The sequence below is a fragment of the Algoriphagus boseongensis genome (assembly GCF_004362805.1).
In the GTDB taxonomy this organism is placed as follows: domain Bacteria; phylum Bacteroidota; class Bacteroidia; order Cytophagales; family Cyclobacteriaceae; genus Algoriphagus; species Algoriphagus boseongensis.
On record NZ_SNYF01000008.1, the window covers coordinates 132,264 to 149,976 of the forward strand.

Consider the following 17,713-nt stretch of genomic DNA (forward strand, 5'->3'; position numbering starts at 1 on the left):
TTTCTAAAGGCTAAACCCTATAAAACTCTTCCCAGCCTTTTCTCGGAGGCATTCCTGCTAAAACCTGATTCGCAAGCGGGTTATTGGTAATCTGACGGGTCTCTCTGTCGAATTCCAATTTTACACCCATCTGTTGGGCCATTACTCCCAAGCAGAATACCTGACTTAATGGTCCTGCGATTTCGAAAGGAGATCTTGTTTTCTCCTCGCCTTTACAAGCTTTAAGGAAATTTGCAAAGTGATTGGAAGTACTTTCAGGTACTTCCGGAAGTTTAGATTCCCATTCTTTGGCCTTTTCCGTCGGAATGATAGAAAGCGTACTTCCATGTGAGCCACCCTTAAAGGTTAACTCTTTACTGTAGATAATCTTACCGGGATTGAGTTTGGCAGGCTGGATTTGTCCGTTGCTTGGCGGTGGAATATTCGGGTCTAATTCAGACACACCGTATCCATCGGGTACAGCAGGAATATTATCCAATCCATCATACCAAGTGATTGTCAAAGGAGGCATTGCTTCCCTTGCCGGGAATTTGAACTCCAAAGTGGTCGACATCGGATAGAAGAACATGTTATGTCCACTTAGCTTGGTGGGGTTGATTTCGTAAGGCAATCCCAAATCCAAAAATTCATGGGCAGTATCGATGATATGAGCTCCCCAGTCTCCTAGGGCACCCATTCCAAAGTCATACCAGCATCTCCACTGCCCGTTGTGGTAATCTTTATTAAATGCATGAGGTCTTGCCTGACTTGTCCATACGTCCCAATCCAAGGTGGAGGGGATAGGTTCGGCCGCCGGGAAACTTGAAATATTGGGATCCCATCCGTGCCATCTTCTTCGGCTATTCATATGGGCAGTGATCGCAGTGACATCTTTGATAATTCCTGCTTCTTTCCAGGCCTTAAATTGAAAATAGTTGCCTTCCGAATGTCCCTGATTACCCATTTGGGTGACTAGCTTGGGATTCTTTTTTGCGGCAGCCATCATCAGGTCTACTTCCTGAAAAGTTCGAGCCATGGGTTTTTCTACATAGACATGCTTTCCTTCTGCCAAAGCCATCATAGTCACCGGAAAGTGTGAAAAGTCCGGGGTTGCGATGCTCACAGCTTCAAACTCACCTCCGATTTCATCAAACATTTTTCGGAAGTCCTGATATTTTTTCGCGTTAGGGAACATATTCATCACTTCAAGCGTCTGCTTGGCTCCCATGTCTACATCGCAAAGGGCTACGATATTGCAAAGTCCAGTTTTATCTAGGGCCTTGATGATTTCATTTCCTCTATTTCCGATTCCTACACAAGCCAAATTTACTTTGTCGGATGGGGCAACATAGCCCATTGATTTCCCCAATACTGAAGGTGAAATCACCGAAATTCCTGAAAGCCCCAGAGCTGCTGTGGCTCCGGTTTTTAAAAAGTTTCTTCTATTTGTTTTCATAAAGAGGTTAGTGGAATGGGTTAACTCGTTAATGATTAGGGCAATTTTACATTTCTAATCTACTTAGATATCCTCATTTTTTTAAAGGTGAAACAGTTTAATAACGGAATCGATACCGAAACCCATTTTGATGAACCATGATAGCACCAAGTCCAAAATTTCTTATCTTTTTACCGCTCAATAAACCCAAGCCTCATGAAAGATCTGGCAGACTATCATCACCCCATTACCGAATTATTTCCCCAACCTTTAAAAGCTACCGATTGGGATCAATACCGCATCAGTAAAGAACAGGTTGAGTTTTTTCATGAAAACGGATACTTGGCGGATATCAAGCTTTTGGACGAAAATCAAATTGAGTCTCTAAAAACTGCTCTGGATGAGGTCATGGATCCCAAACACCCATTGCATCATTTATTCCATGAGTTTCATAGCAATGAATCAGGGGATCCGAATAAGGTCCTTTTTCATTCATTGGGTCATTGGAGAATTGCTGAAGCTTTCCATGATGTGATCTGGAATCCTGCCTTTCGAATAGTAGCCTCACAGTTGCTTGGAGATCGTCCAGTAAGATTTTGGCATGATCAGCTCTTTTGCAAGCCAGCCCACCATGGGGGAAATGTGGCCTGGCATCAGGATTATTCCTATTGGACTCGAACCATAGAAATGCAGCATTTGACATGCTGGTGTGGGCTGGATGATGCTACTGAGGAAAACGGATGCCTGCAATATGTGCCGGGTTCCCATCGCTGGGGTCTTTTGGAAAAACCAGCCCTTGCCGGAGAGATGGATGGGCTGATGGCAATGATGACGGAAGAGCAAAAAGCGAATTTCAAGCCGGTGGCTATTCCACTCAAAGCAGGTCATGCTGCTTTTCACCATCCGCTTTTGGTGCATGGTAGCTTTGCCAACTTTTCCCCTCGATCCCGAAAAGCCTTTGTGCTCAATGTTTTTGCCGATGGGACTGTTTCGGATACCAATGAACCTCTTCTGGAGGGAGTTCCAATAATTCCTAAAGGTCACAAAATGGGAGGTAAGTTTTTCCCTCTGATTTTTGATCCTAAAGAACTTGAAAATTGAAGTTTCTAAATTATTTCTACCCCCAAAAAAACCTTCTGAAAATGAGCCAAAACCAATTCAAATCTTTAATTCTATTTATTTTTCTCTTGGGTTTTGCTTCACAAGCTTGTGCTCAAAATGGAGTTACTTTTCTTCAATTTGAGGGCGGATCGGGCCCAGGAAAAGGGAAACATATTGTTTTGGTGGCTGGAGATGATGAATACCGTTCCGAAGAATCCATGCCGATGTTGGGAAAAATTCTTTCTGAGCGATATGGCTTCAAAACGACTGTTCTTTTTCCCATCCATCCAGAAACCGGAGATATCGTCCCAAATTATCAAAACAATATCCCCGGGCTTGAGCATTTGGAAACGGCCGATCTGATGATCATGTTGATCAGATTTCGGGAATTACCCGATGAGCAATCCAAGCACATCGAGAATTTTCTCAAAGTAGGTAAACCGATTATCGGTCTTAGAACATCTACTCATGCCTTTTCCTATCAAAAAAATCTAGAATCCCCTTTTGCTAAATGGCATTGGATGAGTAAGGCCGAAGGATGGGAGAGAGGTTTTGGACAGCGGATTTTTGGAGAGACCTGGGTGAACCATCACGGGAACCATGGAAAAGAAGGAACACGTGCACTTCCGGATGGGGTAGATCAATTGAATGGACATCCAATCCTGAGAGGGGTTAAGGATATTTGGGGTCCTTCCGATGTGTACGGAATCAAGCATTTGCCTGCTGAGGCCAATGTTCTTCTATTCGGACAAAGTACAGCAGGAATGACGGCCGATTCGCCGATGATGTATGAAAAATCGGTGATGCCGATTGCTTGGACCAAGCCCTATCAGATCGAGGGAGGCTCTCCCGGAATGGCATTCGCTTCCACGATGGGTGCATCTTTGGATTTTCAAAGTGCGGATTTGAGAAGATTGGTAATCAATGCTTCTTTTTGGCTTTTGGGGATGCCTGAGGCCATAACGCCAGACATGAATGTGGATTATGTAGGAAGTTTTGAACCAACCATGTTTGGATTTGATACTTTCCGAAAAGGGATGAGGGTTTCTGATTTTAAGTAGACCATAGTCAATAGCTCATAGTCCATGGAGTCCAAAATCTATGGTCTATGGACAATGGACCATAAACTAAACACTATGAACAAAATAGGATTTAATGTGCTGGCCTGGTCAGCAGAGATTTCGGAAGCTTTATTGCCAATTTTGGATAGACTAAAGGAAATAGGCTATGATGGGGCTGAATTTTTTATCGGAGGTACAGATGAAAAGGCATGCAAACTGGTAGGTAATCATTGTCAAAATATTGGCTTGGAAGTCACTACGGTGACAGTAATGGGAGCGGATGAAAATCCAATTTCTTCTGATCCTAAGATTCGAGAAAAATCAGTTGAAAAACTCAAATGGATACTTGACCGAGCTGCGGATCTTAATTCCCAGGTGCTTTGTGGTCCCTATCATTCTGCATTTGCCACCTTCGCAAGTAGAGCTCCAATCGAAGAGGAATATATTTGGTCAGCCGGAGTTTTAAATGCTGTTGCTGATCATGCCCAAAAGCTTGGAATTCTAATGACTCCCGAGGCTTTGAACCGGTTTGAATGCTATCTCGCCAATACCATGGAGCAATTGGATTACTTGCTTGCCAAGGTCAATCATCCCAATGTCCAAGCAATGTTCGATACTCACCATGCCAATATGGAAGAGAAGAAGTTGGGAAAAGCTATCGAGTTAATCGCTCCAAGATTGGGTCATTTCCATATTTCAGAAAATGACCGTGGTACTCCTGGTTCGGGGCATGTGCCTTGGGATGAAACTTTTTCAACCCTCAAGAAAGTAGGGTATTCCGGTTGGTTGACTATTGAAGGATTTACACGAAACGACCCCGCTTTCGCAAATGCAATTGGAGTGTGGAGAAACTTCTCAGAGCCATGGGATATGGCGGAGAATGGGTATAAACTGATCAAAAGTATGGGTGAAAAGTATGGGCTGTAAGCTCTGGTTTTAATCTCAAAAAGAACATCCCCGTCAATCATCAGATTATCGGGGATGTTCTTTTAGTAAGAATTATTCTTTTGCTCCCGGACCTTTTACCACTCTTCCTGGTAGAGCTCCGGTATGTTCTCCGTCTTTGAGTACTTGGGTTCCATTGACAAAGACATGAACCATTCCAGTTGCGTATTGCATGGGGTTTTCGAAGGTGGCATGGTCCTGAATTTTGTTAGGATCAAAAATCGCCAAGTCCCCAAAATACCCTTCTTTCAAAGCTCCCCTTTTCTTGATTTTCAGATTGTTTGCAGGCAAAGTAGTGAGTTTGTATATGGCTTCTTCCATTGGAATGACCTGCTCATCCCGAACGTATTTTCCTAATAGCCTAGAAAAGTTTCCGAAAGCCCGGGGGTGTGTGCTTGACTTCAAAAATACTCCCTCATTTGCTAAGGAACCCCCATCCGAACCAAAACTCATATAAGGCAATGCAATTTGCTTTTTCACATTTTCCTCAGACATCAGAAAATAAACTGTCCCAACCCGGCTCCCATCCTGCACAACTAAATCCATGGCTGTTTCTTCAGGAGAGGTCTTCCGCATGGCAGCTACTTCTGCCAAGGTTTTTCCTGTCAAGTATTTTAAACTGTCATTTTTGAACCCGACTAAAATAATCTTCTCAGGCCCTTCAACGGCTTGCATCAGGCTTTCCCATTCTGTGGTAGGGGATCTCATTTCTTCTAAAACCTTTTTTCGAATCGCAGGATCCTGAAGTCTTTCTGCCCATTTGTCGTAGCCTCCTTCTTGCACCCAAGGGGGCATAGAAGCATCCAGACCTGTAGCTCCTGCGACGTAATTGTACATGTCTGTAGTGATTTCCAGTCCAGCTGCTCTTGCAGAATCGATTTTGGCAACCACTTGATCATATTTGCTCCAATTGTCCCTTCCGCTCATTTTGAGGTGATAGACTTCAGCTCGGATCTTGGCTTCAGAAGCGATCCGGATGAGTTCGTCCAAACTTTCTAATAGGCGCACCCCTTCACTTCTCATGTGGGAGATGTACATTCCATCGTACTCAGCGGCCACTTTGCAGAGCTCAATCAATTCCTCAGTACTAGCATAAAAAGCAGGAGCATAAATTAAGGAGGAGCCTACGCCCAATGCTCCTTCTTCCATAGCTTGGCGAACCAAAGCTTTCATCCTTTCCAATTCTTCTGGAGTAGGAGCTCTATCCTCATAGCCCAGTTCATGGATGCGAACCGTCGTAGCGCCGATAAAGGAAGCGACATTGGTTGATACCCCTTTTTGGGTTAGAAATTCTAAATATTCATTTAAAGTGGTCCAGGAAATCGGGTATTTAATATCCCCTTGGGATTTAAGCTCGTCGGCTTTCATGGTTTCTGAAAGAGGCCCCATGGAATTTCCTTCTCCAAATACTTCCAAAGTTACCCCTTGGCGGATATCGCTTTGGGATTTTCCATCTTCGATCAGGGATTCCACAGCCCAGCTGAGCATATTGATGAAGCCCGGAGCCACCACCAATCCAGTGGCATCGATTTCCAGTTCGCCGACTGCATTTTCCAAATTTCCGATAGCAGCAATGGTATCAGCATTGATTCCGACATCACCTATGAAAGAGGGATTTCCTGAACCATCCATGATCTGTCCATTTTTGATCAGTATATCGAATTTTTGGGGGGATGAACAGGAGAAGATTAAGATTAGACAAGAAATAAGGTAGGCAAATGATTTCATAGAAAAGTAGGAAAGTGGTTTAATCAAAAGATAAGAAAACTAATTCATAGTTAGAGCTTTATGGATTATCCATGTCAAAAAACTATTCAGATTTCAGGGTAAAACAATTGTTGAATCGAATCCTTAAATCTTCAAGTTGGTTAGGTTTTAGTTTTACTTTTTCTCCTCCAATATCTTCCCGAAAATCGGAGCTAAGCTTCCTCTCCAGCCTCCGGAATAATTGGCTGCCATGTATAGATCGAGTTCAGGAATAAAAATCACCTGGGTGCCCCAAAAGCCGGAATGGCAATAGGCATCCATTCCATTGACTTTGACTCTATACATTCCCATTTGATAATCCATTCTGGCTTTTTCGGTATAGCTGACAGGTTCTAGCATTTGCCCCAAAGTTTCTGATTGTTCGAAGATTTTTCCCTGAAAAAGTGCCTGAAAGAAATCCACCAATTCCTGAGTATTCGAGACAATCCCACCTCCTCCAAAATAATCCATGGTAGGGCTGAAGGTGTAGGTGTCCCGTCCCTGGAAATATTGATGGATTCTGAGTTGGTCAGTTAGAGGATCGATCCGCTCGAAATCAGTTCTTTCCAACCCAAGATTCTCCAATCTTAGCAATTCTTTGATTCCCCCATCCAGACTTTTACCAGTATACTTCTCTATCAATTCGCCTAAAATCACATATCCTGTATCCGAATAACTAAACTGCTTTCCCGGTGGGCCAATGGGTTCGCCCTTTTCTACACACATGCGTAGCTGTTCCGTTCGGGTCCATTCATGGTCGGGGGTTTGAAGCACTATCTCAAAGAATTCGGGAGCATTGGTATGGTCAAATATCCCTGCAGAATGCCTCAAAATTTGCCTGATCGTAATTTGATCAAGGTCATAATCCTGAGAAAGAATTTCAGCATGCATTGGGGAAAGATGCTTGGAGATCGGATCATCTAGGTTCAAAATCCCTATTTCCTTTAATCTGAGAATGCTTGCCGCAACATAGGTTTTGGTGACGCTGGCGATTCGAAAAGTCTGATTGGACTTCAGAGAGTCTCCAATTTCCAAATTATTCAAACCGGATGCTCCCGACCAAGAGAAGGATCCATCTCCAGATTGGATAGCAAATAAAATTCCCGGATTAGATTCGTTGATCTCAGAATTGAGAATGCTTTGGAAGTCTTGGGCCTCAACCTTTTCTAAGAAAAAATTGAAAAAGGAAATGCAGAGAAAAGAGAATATGGTTTTCATTGGAGCAGAATCAGTTTTGGTCAATCGCTTTTTGAAGATTCAAAAGCCAGTCATTTAATCTCTTCTTCGGGAATTGCCATGGTATGATTGCCTAGGAGACGGTAGCCAGAATTAGTTTTCACATAAGTTCTCATGAAATTATAAAGGGTTGGGCTGGGTGCTCTATCCACCAAAGTATAACCCGTAACTATCGCAGTATTTTCCAAAATCACCACTTGATGATCTCGGGAAGTTCTGCTTTTGGTAGTAATGGCTTGACCTGATTGGATGCGTTTAGCGCTGGCTACTACCTGAGGTTTCCCATCGATTAAACCCGCATGATTATGGACCCAAATGAAGTCATCTGACAATAGATTTTCCAGAAATTCCACATCAGAATCCAAGAGAGCTTTTTCCCATCCCAAATCCAGTTTTATCAGATTCTCTTTTTCAGAATTCTGGGCGAAACTTAAGGTGGTCAAGGAAATGGCCAATAAAAAGGATAGGAAGAGGATTTTCATGGATAATAGAATTTAGGCTAAATGAAAAGTAGCAGTTTTTTCCTTGATTTCCAGAAAAGAAAATTCCGATTGGTACAGGATAAAGCAGGTTGGGAAAAGTGGAGAATTAGGTTAAAATTGGTTTATGAGAAAATTATTCGTTTTAGCAATTCTCTTTTTGGTACTTGTGAAAGGATATGGCCAGAATTCCCGGCCTAATATCATTTTCATCCTCACCGATGATCAGAGATGGGATGCTTTAGGCTTTGCCGGAAATCCAATTATAAAGACTCCAGAAATGGATAGACTGGCTTCTGAAGGCACCTATTTCGAAAATGCCTTTGTTACCACTCCCATTTGCGCTGCCAGTCGTGCCAGTATTTTGACTGGACTCTATGAGCGCACCCATGGCTATACCTTTGGTCAGGGAGATATTCAGGACCCCTACATTAGTCAATCCTATCCTGTCAAACTGCGGGAGGCTGGTTATCATACCGGCTTCTTTGGCAAATTCGGGGTGAATTATGCCGGGTTTTCTGGACTTTTTAATGAAGGTGAAGACTACGATAGAAATGGGCAATTCAAGGATAGAAGGGGCTATTTTTTCAAAACCATTGGAAAAGACACTGTCCATCTGAGTAGGTATACCAGCCAGCAGGCTATTGATTTCATTAAAGCCGCTCCAAGTGATCAGCCCTTCATGCTTTCCTTGAGTTTTAGTGCGCCTCATGCTCATGATCCCGCCGAACTCCAATATTTCTGGTCACCGGAATATGATGTACTTTATCAGGACATTACCATTCCAGATCCTAAACTCGGAGAAGAGTCATACTTTTTGGCTCAGCCTAGCTATGTTCGGGAAGAGGAGAATCGAAGAAGGTGGTATTGGAGATTTGATACTCCTGAAAAATACCAGCACAGCGTCAAGGGATATTATCGGATGATTTCAGAGGTAGACGCGGAAATTGGGAAAATAAGAAAAGCGCTGGAGTCCAAAGGGCTTGCAGATAACACGGTAATCATCCTTATGGGCGATAACGGGTACTTCCTTGGGGAGCGTCAGTTAGCTGGTAAATGGTTGATGTATGACAATTCTTTGAGAGTTCCCCTGATAGTTTTTGATCCAAGGGAAAAAGGAGGAAAGCGAGTGAAGGATTTTGCCTTGAACATCGACGTTCCTGCTACTATTTTGGATTTTGCAGGAGTAAAATCTCCTGAGGCATGGCAGGGTCTAAGCTTGCGCTCAAAACAATTAGGAAAGCGAAAAGAGTTTTTGACAGAACACCTTTGGAAAACTCCTATTATTCCTCCAAGTGAGGCGATAAGAACCGAGCGTTGGAAGTATTTTCGGTACATCAATGATCCCCAGCATGAGGAGCTTTATGACCTAAGCGTTGATCCTTTGGAAATAAACAATCTAGCTTCTAACCCTTCTTATCAGTCTGTTTTGAAGGATTTAAAAAGTAAAATGGAGAAAAAAATCTCTCAATACACTGAGGATAAAATGAAATAAAAATGGTGCTCGGAGATTAAATTTTATCCCTGAGCACCATTTCTTTCATGTAAATCTATTCTACCGTCAAATCTACATTCATCTCACAAGAGGAATCACCTCCTACAAAGAGTTTGAAATCCCCTGGTTCAACTACCCATTCTCCAGTCGGAGTGTAAAAGCCAAGGCTTTTCTCATCTATAGTAAACTTCAGCATTTTAGATTCCCCCGGGGCTAGTTCTACTTGTTGAAATCCTTTTAATTCTCTAATCGGACGACTAGTGGAAGCTACCAGATCTCGGATATAAAGCTGCACAGTTTCTTTTCCTTTAACTCCTCCGGTATTTTTTAAAGTCACGCTCAGTTCCACATTTCCTGCATTGCTCATTTGAGGTGCTGAAAGCTTAAGGTCGCTGTATTCAAAGGTGGTATAACTCAAACCATATCCAAAGGGATAAAGTGGCCTGTTTGGGGAATCAATGTAATGTGACCAAAAAACCATATCCTGTCCTGGAATATCAGGACGACCAGTACTTTTTTGGTTGTAGTAAATCGGCACTTGTCCTACATTTCTTGGGAAGGTCATAGGTAACTTACCGCTTGGATTATAGTCACCATACAATACCTTGGCTATGGCATTTCCGCTTTCGCTACCCAATTGCCAAGCTTCCACAATCGCAGGAATGTTTTTAGCAGCCCAGTCGATGACTAAAGGACGTCCGTTCATCAGTACTAGGACTATATTTGGATTGACTTTGAAGATTTCCTCCAGAAGCTCCTGCTGAAGTCCGGGAAGTCCTAAATCTGTTCGACTTCTTCCTTCACCTGACTGAAATCCATTTTCGCCAAGAACCATGATCACTACTTCAGCCTGTCTTGCTGCCCGAATTGCTTCCTGAATTCCTGATCTGTCCTGCTGATTAACTTTCACTTCAGAAGCAAAATTCTGAGTGCCCTCAAAAACTAAGGGCCCTCTTTCGAAAAGGATTTGATTTTCTCCGTTTGCAGTAAGTCCTTCCAAAACCGAAACTGCAGAATTAGCTTCGACCATCCCTCTCCAACTTCCCAAGGGGCTATCCTTGTCCGCTGCAAGCTGTCCGATCAAGGCGATTTTGGTTCCACTTTTTTTCAAAGGCAAAATGCTGCCCTCATTCTTCAGCAAGACGATTGACTTTTGGGCCATGTCCAAAACCGCATCCCTGATTTCCTTTCTTCCTGTGATTTCCTTTTCCCGCTCAGGATTGCAGTAATTGTAGGGGTCTTCAAAAAGGCCTAATTCAAACTTCAATTTTAAAATTCTTCTGACTGCATCATCAATATCGCTTTCCTTGACTTTGCCTTCCTTAACAAGAGATACTAAATGTTCGACATACAAAACGGACTCCATGTCCATGTCTGAGCCTGCATTAACTGCAAGTTCTGCGGCATGTTTGCCATCTTTTGCAAAGCCATGAACCATCATTTCACCAATTGAACCCCAATCAGAGACGACAAAACCTTCAAATCCCCACTTTCCTTTTAAAATTTCTCGCTGCAAAAAGGAGTTTCCTGTTGCTGGAATACCATTCAGGATATTGAAGGAATTCATGAAAGTTTTCACGTCAGCATCTATAGCCGCCTGGAAAGGTGGAAAAATATCATTGTAAAGGGTGGAAGTACCTACATCCACCGTATTGTAATCCCTTCCAGATTCCGAAAATCCATACCCGGCAAAGTGTTTCGCTGTGGCCAGAATCGTATGAGTCTGGGATAAATCGTCCCCCTGAAATCCTTTCACTCGCTCGTAAGCGATAAGGCTTCCGAGATAAGTGTCTTCACCTGCTCCCTCCATCACTCGACCCCATCGTGCATCTCTGGAAATATCCACCATCGGGGCAAAAGTCCAGTTTATGCCAGCGGCGCTGGATTCTTTGGCTGCCATTTCAGCAGATTTTCGAATGGCTAGTAGATCCCAACTTGCCGCCTCTGCCAAAGGAATAGGGCTTAAGGTTTTAAAACCATGAATCACATCGTATCCTATTAGTAGGGGAATCCCCAAACGGGTTTCCTCTACAGCAATCCGCTGGACGGCTCGAACATTTTCTGAACCCGTAACATTAAGCATGGAACCAACTAGACCTTTCCTAAGATGGTCATACTTTTTGGCTGCATCTCCTTCCTTCGGAGCGGGACCAGTTACTTCCCAAAAACCGTTGTATTGGTTCATTTGGCCAACTTTTTCTTCCAAAGTCATCAGAGCCATTAAGGAATCAACTCGGGCATCCAAAGTGGAATCTTCAGTTGAACTGGACTTTGGTCCCTGGCATCCCAGAATTACAAGGAACATGAAGCTTGCGAGAATACTAGTACCTAGGTATTTCATAAGACAGGACGTTTTTTTCCAAAAGGAAGAATATGGAAAATATGATGCCCTAAGGTACTTCCAGCTTGGTTAATTAGTTCTGGAATTTATTAGCTAAGGAACTGATAAAAGTCAGGTCGAATATTGGTTTCTCTTAAATCAAGGAGTGTTTCCTGTTTCATCTAAAATACCCTCCATTTTAAGGTGAGTGATGACTGGTTCTTTTGCCATTCTGACAAGAGAAATATGGTCAAAAGCCATGGAATCATTTTTATTTTGACTTCCTCCGGTAGTTCCCAATATCAGATAATCCCGCCCCTTTCGAATCCTATGGGAAAAAGAATGAACATGTCCATTGATCAGGGTATAAGGTCTTTGGGCTAGAATTTCCTCTAGTTTACCAAGGCCTTTTTCATCCTCCCGCATCCAAACTGGTTTGTGCATCAATACAAAGGTCCATCGGACATTAGGGTATTTTTCAAGGACAGATTTGAAGTACTCAAATTGATCAGTTCCCATTGCGCCAAGGCTTCTTTCTGGCATTTTGAAATAGTCGGATTCTTCATAAATCCCTTCGATTTCCCCACTGATGATTTTTAGTGCTTTGTCTCGGGCTTGGTAGATTTCTTCCATTCGCTGGTCCTCATAGTCTTCCGAATCCATCATCAGGAAAAGGACATTTTCGTAGACAAAATGATAATAGCGAGGACCATAGCGCTTTTTCCAAAAATCCCGCATTTTCAGATTGGTCAAATCATGGTTTCCACCTAGGTAGAAAAATGGCATTTGAAGTTTGGCAGTACGCTGGTCAAAAAAGTCCCATTCTTTTTTTAACTGCAATGAATCCTCGGTACCCCCATCAATCAAATCTCCGACGCTCAATACAAATGTTGGATCAAGTCGATTGAGTTGATCTACCGCCTGACTGTAAACCCCTTCTCGCTCTCCTCCATTCAAATCTGAAATAATGGCAAAGGTGAAATCCTGCTCTTCCAATTCAAAATTTTCACTAGTCCAAGGTTTTGGACCTTCGGTAATGTCATGTTCAAATTTTGGCTGAACCGGAATTGGCTGGGAACAGCCGAATCCCAGGAGGCAAATTAGGGCAACCAAGGCGAGGTTTTTCATGACTGATTGAATTAGAATTTGAGGAACTCCAAGATATCCAATTATTGTGGAAAAGGATAGACTGTCCTAAAAACCAAAAGAGAGCAGAATCTGGAATTCTGCCCCCTTTTGAAGATTGAAAAGTTGGTAATCACCCTTACAAAAAATAGCTTTACTTCTAGTGTTAAGTGTACTTCGGCTAAGCCTTTTTTTATCCATTTTGATTGGCAAAAGATGGTCTTGTAAAAAGCTTTTCGACTGTTTGGTTATTCGAGTATACCAAGTTCAAGCTTCCTGTCCTATGGCTATTTATCCTATGCCTACCTCATTGATCAAACGGTTGATCGAGTGGGTCTTTGGAACATTTAAACTTGAATTTTGGGCTTATTCGTAACTCAATCCATTTTGATATTGGCATTTATTCTTGGGTTTTTGTTTTGAAGTATCGTGGTGATTTTGATTGACAGTGATTTTGAAACTGTTGCCTCTTCACAGATTGGAGTTTCTTCCCAAGTTTCTTCATCCACAATACTTCCTTTGTAAGAATCTTTAACCGTAGCTCTTAGATTTAAAACATCAGCAGTCTCTGGCTCTAATAAATAAATGATAAATCCAGGCCATAACTCAAGAGGAACTAAAGTTGAGGTGACTTTTCCAATTAGAGTTCCGTTTCCACCTTCGCAAATATTGGAATAGAGAGGTTCAAAAATAGGCCATTGGATCCATCCCCAATCGTCATAACCTACAACCTTCTTTACATTGGCTATTGCTTTTTTGGAATTAATGGAAAACTGGATTCTTCCGTTTGGAAGATATTTCATATCAAATTCCCCAGCAGGAACTCCAAAATCATATCCCAAATCGACTAAATTATCCCCATCTAGATCTTGATTAATGATATAATACTGTCCATAGGGCGAGGTCACCACCATAGCCCCATTTCCCTGTCCATTGATTTTCGAGTTTGGATTAGAATAAATAGTTTCTAATGCCTTTTTGTATTCTGGACTTTGGAGAAACTTTGCCATTTCTGAATGAAGTGATTTTTCCACCTTGTTTAATTCGGGATCAACTAGGGTTGTGTTCTGATCGATACTACAGCCGAAAGACAGCAAAAGGAGTATTGCGACTAAAAGGAATGACCTTCCGTTGGCAAAAGGGTTTTGGGTACTAAAAATTCGTTTCATATAAAGTTTTGTTTGGTTGATGGCAAAGTTTATGAAGTTCGTAACATGCTCACAAAGAGAATTTATCCTGCGAATCAAGGCTTGATCAATTGGCTGATCTAGTGGAAAAATGACTTGGTTTTGCCGTTGGATTAATCGTTCATTGAAATTTCTCCCATTTCCCTAACTTTAATTAGAATCGAGAAAGGTGTGCTCTAAGTCCTCGGATTCCATTTTCTCAATTCGTCAATGGTTCATTCATCTTTTCCCAAATGATGAAGTTATTTCACCTTGGATTTTCCTACTTCACATATCGACCTTTCCAATGTGGAAGCCATTTCGAGGGGTGATCCTCAGCGTATGAAAAAATATATTCTGCAGTTTCAGGAGTTGATCCCGGAGCGTTTGCTCTTGCTCAAGGAAGCTCTTCAAACAAAGAATAGGGTACAGATTCGTCAGATTACCCATAAAATGATCCCCCAATTGCAATTTTTTGGTGTGAGAGAAATCAGTGTTCCCATAAGTCGGCTAGAATATGAGTACATGAGCATGTCTATGGAGGAATTAGAGGGGATTGTATCCCATATTATTTCTACTTTGGAGAGGGCTTTGGATGAAGTTTCAAAAATTCTAAAGGAACGTTTTGACTAGTAAGCGAGAAATAGCGAACCCAATACCTTGCATGATCATTGATGATGATCCATTCATTAGGGACCTTCTCACGGATAAGTTGAATCAATACTTTCCTGAAGTGAAAGTGATTGGGACAGCAGAAAATGGAAAAGAAGGAATCAGGATTCTGAATGGGGCTAATCCTCAGCTGGTTTTTCTTGATGTTGAGATGAACGATATGACCGGTTTCGAAATGCTGGGAAAGCTTACTCAGATCAACTTCAAGACAATTTTTATCACTTCCTATAGACATTATGCGATTAAAGCTATCCGGTTTAATGCGCTAGACTACCTACTTAAACCCATTGATCTGGAGGAGTTGAGAAATGCCATCAGCAGATTTAAAAGCCAGAGCACATCTACCGAGTTTCAGGAATCAATTCAACAAGCTTTGGTCAATTTTGGTAATCCTAATCCCAAGGATCAAATATTATCTTTAAATACCCAAGATGGTTTATTGAGGATTCCATTAAAGGATATTGTTCACATTCAAGGTGATCGGAATTACAGCTCAATTTTTCTTAGTAAAGGGAAAAAACATGTAGTTTCAAAAACCCTATCGGATTTGGAGGAAATTTTAGCAGACAAAAACTTTTTCCGATGTCATAAATCCCACCTTGTAAATAAAACGCATATCCAATCGCAGCCAAATAGCTTTTCTATTCAATTGGCTACGGACCTAATTTTGCCAATATCCAGGAGAAAAAGGGATGAATTTACTGTTTGGTTTAACTCACAAACATGGGATTGATGAGGAAATGGATAGTCTTTGGAATCATTTTTTTGTGGAGTCCATGGGTATGGGCACAGCAGTCGGGGATCCCTTTTGATGAATATGAAAGTTTGACCTCTCAATTAAATAAAGCTAAAATTCAGAATGATGTCCCCCAAGAAATCCAAGTGCTTTGGGAGTTAATCCAACTTAGTTCTGAGACTATCAATTACAATCAGACTTACGCTTATTGTGTCGAACTTGAGAGCTTAATCATTGACCATATTAATCTCCCTGTTGTAAAAAAAATTATTCATCCGTTTTATTCTGAAATGGGGAGATTGCTAATTGCCCTAAGTGAATACGAGAGCAGCATGGAATATTACAAAAAAGCCATGTTCTGGGCAGAGCAGTTGGGACTTCAAGATGAAAAATACCATGATCTTGGGGCCTTTGCTTTTAATAAATTTCTAGTAGGAAAAAGGCAAGAAGCAGATTCAATTTTGAGAATCTATCTAAAAGATGCAGAAAATCTTAAAAAGCCTGAATTGATAGCCGATGCCCATTTTCGGTTTTATAATATTTACATTGATACTCTTCCTCAGCTAGCAATTTACCATTCCCGAAAAAGTCTTGAAACAAAGGATTTAAAGGATTTTGCGCACAGGACAATTAACCTGGGCACTTGCTTTTTCAGACTAGGAGAATCAGATAGTGCTCTTTACTATACAGAAAAAGGATTAACCTTGGCCAAAACCAATGGGTTTAAGACTCAAGAATCCAATGCGATCATCCAAATGCGAGAGATTTATCTCATGCTCGGGGATTATAAAAAATCCTTAGAATATTTTGAGGCCTTTTACTGGTTGCAGTATGAGGCCAATACTTTTCAGAATGGAATGAAATTGATGGTGGTTAATCAGGAAATTTTGAAAGAAAAATTGCAATTGCAAGAATCCTTGGCAGAGGTCAAAATATCAAATCAGAGAACCTTGATTTGGATTTTTGGAATATCTGTCTTGGTGTTGGGGATTGTTTTATTTCTGTTAAACAACCGGATCAGACTAATCAATCACCAGAAAAAAAGAATTGAGGAAGAGAAAAATAGGGCAGAAGAATCTGAGCGATATGTCGAGCAGTTCCTGACCAATCTTAGCCATGAAATCCGTACACCTATGCATGCGATCTCAGGAATGATTAATGCCCTTTTGAGAAACCCTGATTCTGAATTTAAGGGAGAGTATTTGGAGGCAATGCGGATTAGCTCTGATAATTTGCTGGTTTTGCTTAACGACATTCTTGATCTCGCCAAGATTGAATCAGGGAAGATGGAGATTTCTCCAGAGCAAATGAAACCCATGCAGGTAGCTTCAGGGGTAGTTCACTTGTTCAAGTTTAAAGCCTCAGAAAAAGGCTTGGATTTGGGTATTGAGGTTTCTGAGAATTTCCCGGAAACCATGCTGAGCGACCCATCCCGACTAACCCAAGTCTTGATCAACTTGATTGGGAATGCAATTAAATTTACTGATTCGGGATATATCCGATTGAAATTAAGCAGGGTAGGTGACAAAGCTCGGTTTGAGGTGATTGACACGGGTATGGGTATCCCGCAGGAAAAGCTAAAAGTGATTTTTGACAGCTTTGAACAAGTAGACCAACTCCAATCCCGAAAACAGGTTGGAACTGGTTTGGGATTGAGTATTTCAAAAAAGCTGATTGAACTTCAGGGAGGCGAAATTTGGGTGGAAAGTGAGCTTGGAAAAGGAAGCTCTTTCATTTTTGAACTCCCGATAATAGCAGAGAAAAATTCGGCCATAGACGTCTCAAGTAAGGATGACGTTGATTCAACCAGTTTGGGAAAAAAGCTTAAAGGAATTCGAATTTTGCTCGTGGATGACGATGAGTTCAATATGATGGTAGTCCAGGATGACTTAAGTTATTTCATTCCAGAAGTTGAATTAACCATTGGGAAGAGTGGGGAAGAAGCCATCGAACTTTTCAAAACGAGACCATTTGATTTGATTTTGATGGATATCCACATGCCTGGAATGGGTGGAATTGAGGCTGCAAAGAGGATTCGTGAACTTGAATCTTCTCAAGGCATTGAAAGAAAGATCCCAATCATAGCTTTAACGGCCAATATCGTCCAGTCTGAAATAGATAAATTTTTGGCTTCTGGAATGGAAGAATATATTCCCAAGCCCTATAAGATAGAGGAGATTCTGGTTAAGCTCAGTAGGTTTTATAAAAAGTGAAAAG

Annotated in this window: 14 protein-coding genes; 7 read left to right on the plus strand and 7 right to left on the minus strand. The window is 41.6% G+C overall.

What is annotated here, in order from left to right:
* Positions 1 to 10: 10 nt before the first annotated feature.
* Positions 11 to 1,435: a Gfo/Idh/MocA family oxidoreductase gene (locus DFQ04_RS14445; RefSeq protein ID WP_133557095.1), complete on the minus strand. Its 1,425-nt coding sequence runs from the start codon at positions 1,433 to 1,435 to the stop codon at positions 11 to 13.
* Between the two features lie 195 nt (positions 1,436 to 1,630).
* Here DFQ04_RS14445 and DFQ04_RS14450 point away from each other — a divergent pair, with 195 nt between their 5' ends.
* The 3 genes from DFQ04_RS14450 (at position 1,631) to DFQ04_RS14460 (ending at position 4,503) form a co-directional block, all read left to right on the plus strand.
* On the plus strand, positions 1,631 to 2,515 hold the full coding sequence (locus tag DFQ04_RS14450) for a phytanoyl-CoA dioxygenase family protein (protein ID WP_133557097.1): 885 nt from the start codon (positions 1,631 to 1,633) through the stop codon (positions 2,513 to 2,515).
* A 41-nt stretch (positions 2,516 to 2,556) separates the two neighbouring features.
* The gene (locus DFQ04_RS14455) at positions 2,557 to 3,576 is read left to right on the plus strand and encodes a ThuA domain-containing protein (RefSeq protein WP_133557099.1); all 1,020 of its coding nucleotides are present in this window, start codon (positions 2,557 to 2,559) and stop codon (positions 3,574 to 3,576) included.
* Positions 3,577 to 3,651: 75 nt separating this feature from the next.
* On the plus strand, positions 3,652 to 4,503 hold the full coding sequence (locus DFQ04_RS14460) for a sugar phosphate isomerase/epimerase family protein (RefSeq protein ID WP_133557101.1): 852 nt from the start codon (positions 3,652 to 3,654) through the stop codon (positions 4,501 to 4,503).
* 72 nt (positions 4,504 to 4,575) lie between these two features.
* Here DFQ04_RS14460 and DFQ04_RS14465 read toward each other — a convergent pair whose 3' ends face one another.
* The 3 genes from DFQ04_RS14465 to DFQ04_RS14475 all read right to left on the minus strand — a co-directional run bounded on the left by DFQ04_RS14465 (position 4,576) and on the right by DFQ04_RS14475 (position 7,985).
* Complete coding sequence (locus tag DFQ04_RS14465) at positions 4,576 to 6,249, minus strand: N-acyl-D-amino-acid deacylase family protein (RefSeq protein WP_133557103.1); 1,674 nt, start codon at positions 6,247 to 6,249, stop codon at positions 4,576 to 4,578.
* A 153-nt stretch (positions 6,250 to 6,402) separates the two neighbouring features.
* Positions 6,403 to 7,485 (minus strand): serine hydrolase domain-containing protein, encoded by a 1,083-nt coding sequence (locus DFQ04_RS14470; protein ID WP_133557105.1) that lies wholly within the window; start codon positions 7,483 to 7,485, stop codon positions 6,403 to 6,405.
* Positions 7,486 to 7,535: 50 nt separating this feature from the next.
* Positions 7,536 to 7,985, minus strand: a complete 450-nt coding sequence (locus DFQ04_RS14475; protein WP_133557107.1) for a nuclear transport factor 2 family protein — start codon at positions 7,983 to 7,985, stop codon at positions 7,536 to 7,538.
* 124 nt (positions 7,986 to 8,109) lie between these two features.
* Between DFQ04_RS14475 and DFQ04_RS14480 the strand changes: the two genes are divergently transcribed.
* Entirely contained in the window at positions 8,110 to 9,477 is a 1,368-nt protein-coding gene (locus DFQ04_RS14480; protein ID WP_133557109.1) for a sulfatase family protein, read from the plus strand.
* 55 nt (positions 9,478 to 9,532) lie between these two features.
* Here the strand turns inward: DFQ04_RS14480 and bglX are convergent, their stop codons facing one another.
* The 3 genes from bglX to DFQ04_RS14495 form a co-directional block, all read right to left on the minus strand.
* On the minus strand, positions 9,533 to 11,818 hold the full coding sequence (bglX, locus tag DFQ04_RS14485) for a beta-glucosidase BglX (RefSeq protein WP_133557111.1): 2,286 nt from the start codon (positions 11,816 to 11,818) through the stop codon (positions 9,533 to 9,535).
* A 138-nt stretch (positions 11,819 to 11,956) separates the two neighbouring features.
* On the minus strand, positions 11,957 to 12,925 hold the full coding sequence (locus DFQ04_RS14490) for a metallophosphoesterase family protein (protein ID WP_133557113.1): 969 nt from the start codon (positions 12,923 to 12,925) through the stop codon (positions 11,957 to 11,959).
* 374 nt (positions 12,926 to 13,299) lie between these two features.
* Positions 13,300 to 14,091 (minus strand): hypothetical protein, encoded by a 792-nt coding sequence (locus tag DFQ04_RS14495; protein WP_133557115.1) that lies wholly within the window; start codon positions 14,089 to 14,091, stop codon positions 13,300 to 13,302.
* 339 nt (positions 14,092 to 14,430) lie between these two features.
* Between DFQ04_RS14495 and DFQ04_RS14500 the strand changes: the two genes are divergently transcribed.
* Genes DFQ04_RS14500 through DFQ04_RS14510 form a run of 3 tightly spaced genes read left to right on the plus strand, consistent with a single transcriptional unit; the run spans position 14,431 to position 17,709 of the window.
* Complete coding sequence (locus DFQ04_RS14500) at positions 14,431 to 14,721, plus strand: hypothetical protein (protein ID WP_133557117.1); 291 nt, start codon at positions 14,431 to 14,433, stop codon at positions 14,719 to 14,721.
* 31 nt (positions 14,722 to 14,752) lie between these two features.
* Positions 14,753 to 15,493, plus strand: a complete 741-nt coding sequence (locus DFQ04_RS14505; protein ID WP_133557119.1) for a LytR/AlgR family response regulator transcription factor — start codon at positions 14,753 to 14,755, stop codon at positions 15,491 to 15,493.
* A complete protein-coding gene (locus tag DFQ04_RS14510) occupies positions 15,493 to 17,709 on the plus strand; it encodes an ATP-binding protein (RefSeq protein WP_166637312.1) in 2,217 nt (738 codons plus the stop codon). Before DFQ04_RS14505 ends, DFQ04_RS14510 begins: the two co-directional genes overlap by 1 nt.
* Positions 17,710 to 17,713: the final 4 nt, after the last annotated feature.

Coding starts and splice junctions, on each gene's coding strand:
- DFQ04_RS14475 (WP_133557107.1), bottom strand. CDS start 7,985: ATGAAAATCCTCTTCCTATCCTTTTTATTGGCCATTTCCTTGACCACC.
- DFQ04_RS14510 (WP_166637312.1), top strand. CDS start 15,493: ATGAGGAAATGGATAGTCTTTGGAATCATTTTTTTGTGGAGTCCATGG.
- DFQ04_RS14500 (WP_133557117.1), top strand. CDS start 14,431: ATGAAAAAATATATTCTGCAGTTTCAGGAGTTGATCCCGGAGCGTTTG.
- DFQ04_RS14490 (WP_133557113.1), bottom strand. CDS start 12,925: ATGAAAAACCTCGCCTTGGTTGCCCTAATTTGCCTCCTGGGATTCGGC.
- DFQ04_RS14495 (WP_133557115.1), bottom strand. CDS start 14,091: ATGAAACGAATTTTTAGTACCCAAAACCCTTTTGCCAACGGAAGGTCA.
- DFQ04_RS14505 (WP_133557119.1), top strand. CDS start 14,753: ATGATCATTGATGATGATCCATTCATTAGGGACCTTCTCACGGATAAG.
- DFQ04_RS14460 (WP_133557101.1), top strand. CDS start 3,652: ATGAACAAAATAGGATTTAATGTGCTGGCCTGGTCAGCAGAGATTTCG.
- DFQ04_RS14480 (WP_133557109.1), top strand. CDS start 8,110: ATGAGAAAATTATTCGTTTTAGCAATTCTCTTTTTGGTACTTGTGAAA.
- DFQ04_RS14455 (WP_133557099.1), top strand. CDS start 2,557: ATGAGCCAAAACCAATTCAAATCTTTAATTCTATTTATTTTTCTCTTG.
- bglX (WP_133557111.1), bottom strand. CDS start 11,818: ATGAAATACCTAGGTACTAGTATTCTCGCAAGCTTCATGTTCCTTGTA.
- DFQ04_RS14445 (WP_133557095.1), bottom strand. CDS start 1,435: ATGAAAACAAATAGAAGAAACTTTTTAAAAACCGGAGCCACAGCAGCT.
- DFQ04_RS14470 (WP_133557105.1), bottom strand. CDS start 7,485: ATGAAAACCATATTCTCTTTTCTCTGCATTTCCTTTTTCAATTTTTTC.
- DFQ04_RS14465 (WP_133557103.1), bottom strand. CDS start 6,249: ATGAAATCATTTGCCTACCTTATTTCTTGTCTAATCTTAATCTTCTCC.
- DFQ04_RS14450 (WP_133557097.1), top strand. CDS start 1,631: ATGAAAGATCTGGCAGACTATCATCACCCCATTACCGAATTATTTCCC.